The 9,273-nt window shown below is 66.4% G+C and carries 8 protein-coding genes and 2 pseudogenes; 5 read left to right on the top strand and 5 right to left on the bottom strand.

The features are described from left to right. From AQI70_RS39920 to AQI70_RS36715, 5 genes and pseudogenes are all read left to right on the top strand, one after another. Nucleotides 1-182: pseudogene (locus AQI70_RS39920) on the top strand (hypothetical protein); the annotation flags it as partial. Beyond that, nucleotides 179-799 carry a S1 RNA-binding domain-containing protein gene (locus AQI70_RS36725; RefSeq protein WP_244181995.1) on the top strand — a complete coding sequence of 207 codons (621 nt, stop codon included), beginning with the start codon at nt 179-181 and terminating at the stop codon, nt 797-799. The pseudogene AQI70_RS39920 and the gene AQI70_RS36725, both read left to right, overlap by 4 nt. 213 nt (nt 800-1,012) lie before the next feature. Then, nucleotides 1,013-1,315: a hypothetical protein gene (locus AQI70_RS39440; RefSeq protein WP_159042774.1), complete on the top strand. Its 303-nt coding sequence runs from the start codon at nt 1,013-1,015 to the stop codon at nt 1,313-1,315. A gap of 267 nt (nt 1,316-1,582) precedes the next feature. Further along, entirely contained in the window at nt 1,583-2,797 is a 1,215-nt protein-coding gene (mycP, locus tag AQI70_RS36720; protein ID WP_244181994.1) for a type VII secretion-associated serine protease mycosin, read from the top strand. Nucleotides 2,798-2,885: 88 nt separating this feature from the next. Continuing rightward, nucleotides 2,886-3,116: a hypothetical protein gene (locus AQI70_RS36715; protein ID WP_062156788.1), complete on the top strand. Its 231-nt coding sequence runs from the start codon at nt 2,886-2,888 to the stop codon at nt 3,114-3,116. A gap of 317 nt (nt 3,117-3,433) precedes the next feature. Here AQI70_RS36715 and AQI70_RS40995 read toward each other — a convergent pair. From AQI70_RS40995 to AQI70_RS36700, 5 genes and pseudogenes are all read right to left on the bottom strand, one after another. Further along, nucleotides 3,434-4,480 (bottom strand): annotated as a pseudogene (locus AQI70_RS40995) (S8 family peptidase); the annotation flags it as partial. A 38-nt stretch (nt 4,481-4,518) separates the two neighbouring features. Continuing rightward, nucleotides 4,519-4,866 (bottom strand): S8 family serine peptidase, encoded by a 348-nt coding sequence (locus tag AQI70_RS40555; RefSeq protein WP_279616773.1) that lies wholly within the window; start codon nt 4,864-4,866, stop codon nt 4,519-4,521. A gap of 632 nt (nt 4,867-5,498) precedes the next feature. Further along, nucleotides 5,499-6,629, bottom strand: a complete 1,131-nt coding sequence (locus AQI70_RS36710; protein WP_062156787.1) for a CU044_5270 family protein — start codon at nt 6,627-6,629, stop codon at nt 5,499-5,501. Then, entirely contained in the window at nt 6,626-7,189 is a 564-nt protein-coding gene (locus AQI70_RS36705) for an RNA polymerase sigma factor (protein WP_063801669.1), read from the bottom strand. Before AQI70_RS36705 ends, AQI70_RS36710 begins: the two co-directional genes overlap by 4 nt. 509 nt (nt 7,190-7,698) lie before the next feature. Further along, nucleotides 7,699-8,739, bottom strand: coding sequence for a vWA domain-containing protein (locus tag AQI70_RS36700; protein WP_062156786.1), 1,041 nt, complete (start codon nt 8,737-8,739; stop codon nt 7,699-7,701). Nucleotides 8,740-9,273: the final 534 nt, after the last annotated feature.

The raw sequence follows: 9,273 nt of genomic DNA, 5'->3' as shown, positions 1-9,273 counted from the left end.
GCCTGGCGCTGGAGCAGGGCGGCGTAGGCGCAGGAGCTCTGTTCCACCTTCCGGACCTGCGGTGGCGCAACGCCAACGCCCGCCACCGCGACGTCCTGGCCGCCGAACGGCGCAAGCGGGCCCGCACCCGTTGCGAGAAGGGCACTGCTGGGGGCGGACGCCCGCTCAAGACCGCAGCGTGACCACACTTCCCGGCCAGAGCACAGTTCCTCATGCAAGGCTGTGCAGCATGGACGGACCGTCTGAGCACCCAGAACTCTGGGCGTTCCTGGAATCACTGCACTGCGGCGAGATCCTTGCCGGCACCGTCGCAGCGATCGAGCGGTTCGGCGTGTTCGTAGGGCTGGACGACGGCCCTGACCACTTCGTCTTCCCCGGCGTCGGGCTCATCACGATCCCCGAACTGTCCTGGCGACGCTTTGAAGCAGCTTCGGACATCGTCGAGGTCGGACAGCGCGTTTCATGTGAGTTCCTCCAGTTCGACGCATGGAACCTAGAGGCCAGACTGTCCTTACGAGCGACGCAGCCGGACCCCTTCCAGGCGTTCGCCGACCGCAACCCGGTGGGCGAGAAACTGCATGGACAGGTCACCAAGCTCGTCCCGTTCGGCGCCTTCGTTCAGGTCGCCGACGGAATCGAAGGACTGGTCCACCTTCGAGAACTGGCATGGACGCCCGTGGAGGCTCCGTCGGATGTCGTGCAGGTCGGCGACGAGGTCACGGTCGTCAGCACCGAAATCGACCGGGAGCGACGCAGGCTGGCCCTCTCCCGACGACAGGGCTCACCCGACCTCCAGTGACTCCTCAGTGTGGCCGTGACCCGGTTCTCCAGCGCGAGCGTCCCGGAGCGTCATGCACCTCACGGTGAAGTGGAGGCACCCCCTCGCTCGGACGACGCGAGCGGGCCTGGGAGTTGCTGGGCCGCCACCTCGGGTTCGTGAGCACGCGGCCGGAGAAGCTGTACGGCACGGGCCCCGGACGATCTCTGGGCGCTGTCGGCTGAGCGGCATGCGGTGATCGAGCTGAAGACCGGGTGTACCGGGTATACCGGGTGTGTCGCCCACGCGATCGCCAAGAAGGACGTGCACCAGCTCGGAGGCAGCGTCCGCTGGCTCAACAAGAACAACCCCGAGATCAAGGCCCTGCCCGTCATGGCGCATCCCAGCCAAGTCTGCCCGCCAAAGGGCCCCCAGCCGGTGATGCACGTGGTGACGCCGCTGCTCGGCTCGCTCACCAAAAGCTCACGGGCAACCGCTTCTTCGACGCCTACTCCGAAGCTGCGCGGTCCAACATCTGACAGGGAGATCTCGCGGTGAGGCGCGGCCGGTCCATGGTGTACCGATTTTGCAGTTCCCCGGTTCAGCAGTTGTGAGCGGGCCGAGATTGCTCCGGATAGTGGGTCCTCTAGCGTGGGTCCGGTCCATCATCACGGCTGGCACCGCCGGCCTGGGAGTAAGGAGTGCAAAGACTTGAGTGGCAGGCGATTCTGGTCCACGACAGGCGTCGCGGCGGTGACAGGAGCTCTGCTCCTCACCTCAGCCCCGACGGCCTCAGCGGACTACGTCAGGGACCAGCAGTGGGTCTTGGACGTCTTCGCGATGAAGGACACCTGGGCCGAGACACAGGGCGAGGGTGTCACCGTTGCGGTGGTCGACTCCGGGGTCGACGCCACTCACCCCGACCTGGCTGGTCAAGTCCTTGCAGGGAAAGACTTCACCGGCGGAGGCAACGCACACGAAGACAAGATGGGGCACGGGACAGTCATGGCCAGCATCATCGCTGGACACGGCCATGGCCCGGGAAACGCGTCCGGAATGATGGGCCTAGCGCCGAAGGCGAAGATCCTGCCACTACGGGCCATTCGGACGGAGAAGGACCCGATGCATGACGAGACCTGGGCCGCAGCCGTTCGATATGCCGTGGATCAGGGCGCGAAGGTCATCAACATGTCCTTCGGTAACGACGGCGGCAAGACGCTCAGTGACGGTCGTGCAGCGATCGCGTACGCGCAAGCACATGATGTGGTCGTTGTCGCGGCCGCGGGCAACGACGGATCCATAGCCGTCGACGAGCCGGCAGCGCTACCCGGCGTTGTCGCAGTCGGTGCCGTGGACAAGAGCGGTAATCGCTGGGACGGCTCAAACACCGGAAAGGGGCTGACCCTCATGGCTCCCGGTGTTGAGATCCTCGGCGCGGATACGACTCGGTCGCAGCAATACAGTTTGTCAAGGGGCACCTCGGATGCCGCGGCCTTTGTGTCCGCCACCGCCGCGCTTGTCCGCTCGAAGTACCCCGAGCTCACTGCGGGCCAGGTCATCAACCGCCTCGTCAAGTCGGCCTCGTTCCTCGGCCACAAGGGGCTGAAGGCGCCTGACGAGGAGTACGGCTACGGGATCATCCGCCCCCGCCAGGCAGTCACGATGGACATTCCCGTCGGCCCCAAAAAGAACCCTCTTGGCCAACTGACCGTTGCCACCCCACCTTCCAGTGAGGCGTCCGAGAAAACGGCCCCCGCCACGCAGACCTCCTTCCGCAGCCTGGTCGTGCTCGGGGGTGGTATCGCCGCGGTTATGGTCGTCGGTGTCATCGCGTGGGTGGTCACCCGCAGTCGCCGCAGCGCAGGCAGCGGCCCCGGCTCCGGTGCCGGAACGCCCCCGCACAGCTACGGCTACCCGCCACATCCCTCGGCGGGCTATCAGTACTACCCCAACACCCCACCCCAGCAGGGCTACACGCCGGGGCAGGCCCCGCAGCACCCCAACCCCTACGCTCAACGGCCCCCGCACCAAGGGCAGTAACCCCAACGCCGGATTGCGGCCTCCGGCTGCTCGGGGACAGCCTGGGCATCGAGACCTGCGAGGTGCGGCGGCCATCGGCCTGGAACTGATGGGCACCGTGCTGTCGTTCGATCCCGTCCTGCCCTCGCCCCATCCGCCGGATGCGGCGGGGGAGACGAAGCGGGTCTGCCACCACCGGTGGCCGGTCCGGATGCACAAGGTCCGGCGGTGGTATTCCCATCGTCAGGAGCACCGGATGATCTGGCGCGGCCCCTACATCAAGGGGCCCGCCGATGCGCCGATGATGGCGGGGGAGAAGGCGTACCTTGTGGACGCCTAGACGTCTGGACAGTACGTGGACGAGGAGGTCCTCAACCGTCTCGTGGGCAGTCGAGCGCTTGCGCGGCACAGTCTGCAGGCAAACCATCAGAAGAGGCCGATAGCCGAGGCGCTCCGTGCTACCGGATACGGCATGAGCCCTATGCCTGCTGGCGATCGCCAACGGAGCGATCAGCCCAGGCTGTTCCGGCCGTTTCGAGCTGCCGCTTGCTTCGATGTCGCTCCCGACGGCTCTTCCTCGTGAGGCTCTTGCCCTGCAGCCCGAGCCGCAGACTCTTCGTGATGTTCTTGCGGTGTACTCGACTGTCCCCGGGGGGGCTATCCACTGCAGGTCAGGATCGATCGTCTGTTCTTCCCAGTCGAAGGAGAAGGAGACTGGCGCGCCAGCGGGCAGCAGATCCTTTCTACCGGCAGGCCTCTGGCGGCCGCCGTGTCGACGGTCAGCAGCCCGCGTCTGGGCCGCCGTCCTCGTCGAGGTCCGCCTCTGCGTTCACAGTCACCCTGGTGGCCGGGGTCCGGCCGTAGTTCCGCACTGCCACGCCATCCCGGTCGGGGTCTTCCAGCGCAACTGCCCACACCACCTGGGGTAATCCCCTCCTTTTCAGGCCCTTCGCGGGCCACCGTTCGGCGTGGGCTGCTCCTACTGACCCTGATGCGGAGGCTGCTGCATGTAGGGGTTGGGGTGCCGCGCGGCTTGTCCCAGAGGTGCGGGGTAACCCTGGCTGGGAGCTGTGTGGGGGTACGGCTGTTGAGCCGAGGGATACGTGGGGTGCTGGGTGCCTCCGCTGCCAGAACCGGGCCCGGTGGTACCGCCCTTGCGGCCCCTGCGGAGCAGTACGAAAGCGATCGCGCCGATGACAACAACGGCTGCGATGCCACCAGCGAGGACGAAGAAGCTGCTGGAGGAGGCGTGCGCCGAGGTGTCCGCTTCCTCGGAGGCCCCGTGGAAGCCGGGCTGGACACGGCCAAGTGGCCGAGAGGGTTCTTCTTGGGGCCGGCAGGGATGTCCATCGTGAGCGCCGAGTAGGGGCGGACGATCCCGTAGCCGTATTCCTCGTCGGGTGCCTTCAATCCTTCATGGTGCGCGAAGGTGGCCGACTTGATCAGGCGGTTGATCACTTGGCCCGCGGAGAGGTCGGGGTACTTGGAGCGGACCAGAACGGCGGCAGCTGATACATAGGCCGTGGCCTCCGAGGTACCACTAGACACACCGTACCCGTTGGACATTGTGTTATTGGCACCCGCAATTTTCACGCCGGGCGCTGTGAGGGTCAGCCTCTCTCCAGTATTCGAGTCGGTCCACAGATTGGCATCTTGATCCACAGCTCCGACAGACACAACCCCGGGCAGCGCTGCTGGTTCACTGACAGCAACAGACCCTTCATTACCTGAGGCTGCGACAACTACAACATCGTGTGCTTGCCATGGGAGATTGCTTCACGACCGTCACTTGTGGTCTTGCTGCCGCCGTCGTTACCGAAGGACAAATTAATGACCTTCGCGCCGTGGTCGACTGCATATCGAACGGCAGCGCCCCATGTCTCATCCAGATTCCTGTCTTCCCTCGTCTGGAGGGTACGCAAGGGCAAGATCCTGGACTTCGGTGCAAGTCCAATCACGCCGGAATCGTTTCCAGCACCATGCCCATGTCCAGCAATGATGCTGGCCATTTTCGTTCCGTGACCGATGGAATCCTCGTGGGCGTTCCATCCGCCCGTGAAGTCTTTCCCTTCGAGAACCTGGCCACTCAGGTCAGGATGATTTGCATCGACTCCGGAGTCGACAACCGCAACGGTTACGCCCTCTCCTTGGGATTCAGCCCAGACGTCTTCTACCGCGAAGGCTTCCAGCGCTCACTGCTGGTCCCTCACATAGTCAGCCGAGGCAGTCGAGGCTGAGGTGAGGAGCAGGGCCCCTGTCAGTGCTATGACACTCGTCGTGGACCAGAATCGCTTGCCGCTCAAATCTTTGCGCTCCTCACTTCCCTGCCGACCGCGCTGGCCGCCTGGCGGACCAGACCAACGCCAGTGGATGAAGCATCGCGAGCCGTCTCGGCTGGGCGCCTCCCCGGACCGCCTCCCGGGCCTCACCCGCCTGAAAGCAGACCTCCCACCCCTTTTTCAGGGAAGGGAGTCGATGGTCTGGCCCCGCCTTGCCGTAAAACACTCGGGCCAGGCATCGCCCTTCGCGTAATCTCCGTCGAAGCCCAATGCGTGAACGCCGGCAAGCAGGCCGCCTGTGAGGGCCTGTGCCTCGGGATGGCCATGGGCCGGGCAGGGCGCAGGAGTCGCCGAGTCTCACCTCGGGCCCTTTCGGCCTGGACCGCACCTGGGGATCGGCCGGCCCCCGGCCCAGGATCCGCTGCTCGTCGAGCCCAGCAGCCTCAGCGGTCCGATGTCCCGGCCGGGCCCGGGTCGGGGGTGTCGATGGTGAACGGCGGCGCCTGGTTGGTCCATTTCATGGTGAATGTCGTGTAGCTCAGCAGCCCGCCCTTGCTCCTGCCGTCGCCGCTGCGGGTGGAGACCATCTCGGTGCCCAACGGCATGCCTGTCGGCTTGGCGAAGATCAGGCGCAGTTGCAGGTTGGGGTCGTAGGGACTGGGGAGAGCTACGGCATAGCCGGTGCGGCCGGTGTGGTCTTTGATGTTGCCGAGGGAGCGCACGCCGGGCTCGGCGGCAAGGAGGCGGTAGGCGGCGGCGCGCAGCGCCGGGGTGGAGGGAAGGGTCGTCGCGAGGAGGACGGCGCTTTGGACGACGATGCGGTCAAGGGTCCACTTGGGGCCGTTGTGGTCTTTGTCGGCCAGAGCGAACAGGCGCGTGCGCAGGGCTTTGTCGTCGGTGGGCAGTGTGGGCAGCAGGCGCAGGGGCAGGTCGCCCATCATGCCGGTGTCCGCCCTGCCGCCGGGGGCGTCGTGTTCGATCTCGCCTTGGCCGGCGTGGGTGACGATCGTGCCGGTCACGTTTCTCAGATCCCACGACCGGGGTGAACCATCCGCCTTCCACGCCGCTTCGTCGGCGCGCGTGGCCGGGCGGGCCCCCAGGCCGAGCAGCTGTGACCACCGTTTGTTCTCGGCAAGGGCTGTCCACCACCGCCGCTCGCCGCGGACGTCGATGCTGTAGTTCTTCCCGGGCACCTTGTGGCGGTCGGCGAACGTTTCCTGCACGTACCAGTACGTGCCTGAGCCGGCCGGTTGCCGTTCGACGTGGGCGGCGGCGGCGAGAAGTACCTGACTGCCCGAGCCCAGCGCCGCGGAGGGCGAGGGCCCTGGCTTGTGCGGCGCGGTGTCGCTGACCACCACCGCCACCACCGCCGTCGCCGTGACCAGGGCGAGACCCGGCAGAAGAGGGTGGTAGAGCCTCCGCGGCCGTACGACGGCGCGTCCTTTGCGTGTCGTACGCGGGAGTGTCATGACGGCTGTGAGCTCCTCGTCCCTGACCGGTGACGGCGTGGGCGGGTCCGGGTCGAGGTGGGCGGGGCGGGCGGCGGTAAGGCGGTGCAGGACGTCGTTGTTCACCGGGCTTCCTTTCCTACGGCGATCCGGGCTCGGGTGGACACACGGTGCGCGGGTGCGGCTTCCTCCGCGGGCGGGCAGGCCGACGCGGCCAGCTCCAGGCGTCTGCGCGCACGGTGCAGACGGACCCGCAGGGTGAGGGGTGAGCAGCCGACCACCACGGCCGCCTGAGCCGGGGTCAGACCTTGCCAGGCAGCGAGGATCAGCAGTTCCCGATCGTCTTCCGGCAGGGTGGCCAGGGCCTTGAGCAGCGCGCTGCGCTCGGATACCTCCTCGGCGATGTCCGCCTCGGCCGGCTGCGCCCAGGACATCACCTCGGCAGCGAATGACGCACGTCTGGCCTCCGCCCGGATGCTGTCGCGCAAGATGTTGCGTGCGACCACGAGCAGCCATGGCAGCGGTGGTTCGGGAACGTCGTCCAGCCTGCGCCAGGCCACAGTGAACGTCTCGTTCACCACCTCGTCGGCGACCTGTCGTCCCGCACGGCTGACCACGTAGGCCCACACGCGCTGCCGGCAGCCGTCGTAGATCGCGGTGAAACGATCCGCGTCGTCGTCGGGCACTACCGCACCTCCTGATCCTCCCGGTGTGTTCTGTCCTCAGGTAGTGGTCCGAACGAGGTGATCGTTACAGCGGACCCACAGGAAAAACGCCGCACACACGAGGCGTACGTCACACCGGAGGCCCGTAGAACAGAAGCTGACTGCCAACGCAGTCCCCACCGACTCGCGCTCCTCCCGGACCCCGGCCGACCGGCAGCTTCCTGCCCAACCCCGGCCGACCGGCAGCCTCGCGTCCGACCCCGGCTGACCAGCGGCTTCCCCTCCCTGCGGGCAGGCGCCATCGAACCGGAGCCGGGGACCCGGGCACCCAACCCGACGCGGCAGCCGGGCCCATTGACGTGCCACCGCCCAGCCGGCAGCCGAAACGGCCCGCCGGAAAAGACCGACGGACCGTTACGAAAAACCGCAAAGTCACAGGCCCGAGCAAACTGACGGGCCCTCAACCAGAATCGACGTCAGAGCGGCCGGCATGAAGACGGCGGTGGCGGTCTCAGCCCCACACCAAGGCGTCAGAGCATGAGCAGCAGCCGCGTGTTCGGTACGAGCTTGCGGTTCACGCTGGTGCTCTGCACGAAGATCGTGAAATCGTCGTTATGGTCCGGCTTGACGCGGACTTCCACGTCCGGCAGGCCGAGCAGGGCTCTGGCCTCGGGCCCTGTGTACACCCGGTCGGTCTTCTTCTCCAGCACTGCGATCTGCTTCTGCGCCTGGATCTTCTCGGACTTGCTCAGCTGGTAGAACGCACCACCGGTGCGGTAGGTGTGGCCGCATTCGGTGACCCAGTCCCGGATCGCCGCGTCACGAGCCACGGGGATCAGCTGGTACTTGGACGGATCGACCGGGGTGAGGCCGGCTGCCTTGATGGTGTCTTTGTTGACCGCCTGAGCTCCTGTGGAGAACACCGCCCGCGATCCCCGGATGCCCTGGGCGCGGCCCACCATGAACTGTTCGGTGGCCTGCCGGATGACCTGCCCGGCCTCTTCCAGGCCCTGTGTGCTCGTGGCGTCCCAGATGGCTATGTTGTCCTTGGGGAACCCGCACTGCATGGCTTCGCGCTTGCCCATCTGGTCCGGCACGAGGACGGCCAGTGTCCAGTTGTCCTGCTGTGTCTCGATCATGTCGGCCACGGCCTGCACGAGTTCACGCGGGTTGCGGCTCGGGGCATCCGGGCAGCGATGGCTTGCGTTCTCCTGCCCGTCGGTGAGCACGAACGTCAGGAAGCTGTGGTCGCCGTACAGTTGGGCTGTCTGCGCGAGCTCCCGCTGCGATGTGAGCGTGGCGGCCAGCAGGGCCGTCATTCCACCGACGCGGTAGAGCTGCTTCAGGGACGGCATCCGCAGCACGTCCTTGTCGTAGATGACGCACTCGACCTTGTCTGCGAAGACGTACACCGTGACGCGGGTTTCCTGATCCAGTTCCTGCGATCGGCGGGCCAGGTAGGCGATCTGCTGGTCGGCGACTTCGACGACCTTGCGGCTCAGGTGCGACATGGACGAACTGGCATCCAGCACAAGAGCAACGTGATTGATGTAGTTCTGGCTTCCGGACACGACAGATCCCCCTCTTTCTGCGACTCGATGCTCCGATGTTCTCACCCGCCACTGACAATCGATCTTGGCTCGCGGACCGGATGGGAAGAGCCCACGCGACCCCCCAGGGACACAGCCGGGACACCCCATGAGACCCCGGGCACCGTCACAGTCCGGGTCTCTTCGCGCACGGGTGCGGCCGTCAGGTTCACCGGCCGGCCGGTCGCGGGCCTGCGCCCAGGTTGACGCCCGGCTCAGCGAGCGCTGCCCTGTCCTGGAGCGGTATCGGTGATCGAAAGCGGTTGTTGTGGCCTGGGCTGATCAGTTGGGAGTGTGGCTGTAGGCAGGCACGTGCTGGTGCCTCGGTAGCCGTGGTGGCAGTGGGTGCTGGTCCTGGGTGGGTTTCTGATCTGCAGGTTTGTCACGTAGCGGTCGTGATGATCGGACGGTCTCATCTGCGTTGTACACAGTGCGTGTTCAGTGATCGTTGGTGGGCGGCGGTGTGGACGAGGCGCCTGAGTTGGGGGCCGGGGTCATGGCCGGCGGGCTTAGAGG

Source organism: Streptomyces curacoi (genome assembly GCF_001513975.1).
In the GTDB taxonomy this organism is placed as follows: Bacteria; Actinomycetota; Actinomycetes; order Streptomycetales; family Streptomycetaceae; genus Streptomyces; species Streptomyces curacoi.
This window is presented reverse-complemented; position numbering and strand designations above follow the sequence as displayed.

Coding starts and splice junctions, on each gene's coding strand:
- AQI70_RS36715 (WP_062156788.1), top strand. CDS start 2,886: ATGGGCACCGTGCTGTCGTTCGATCCCGTCCTGCCCTCGCCCCATCCG.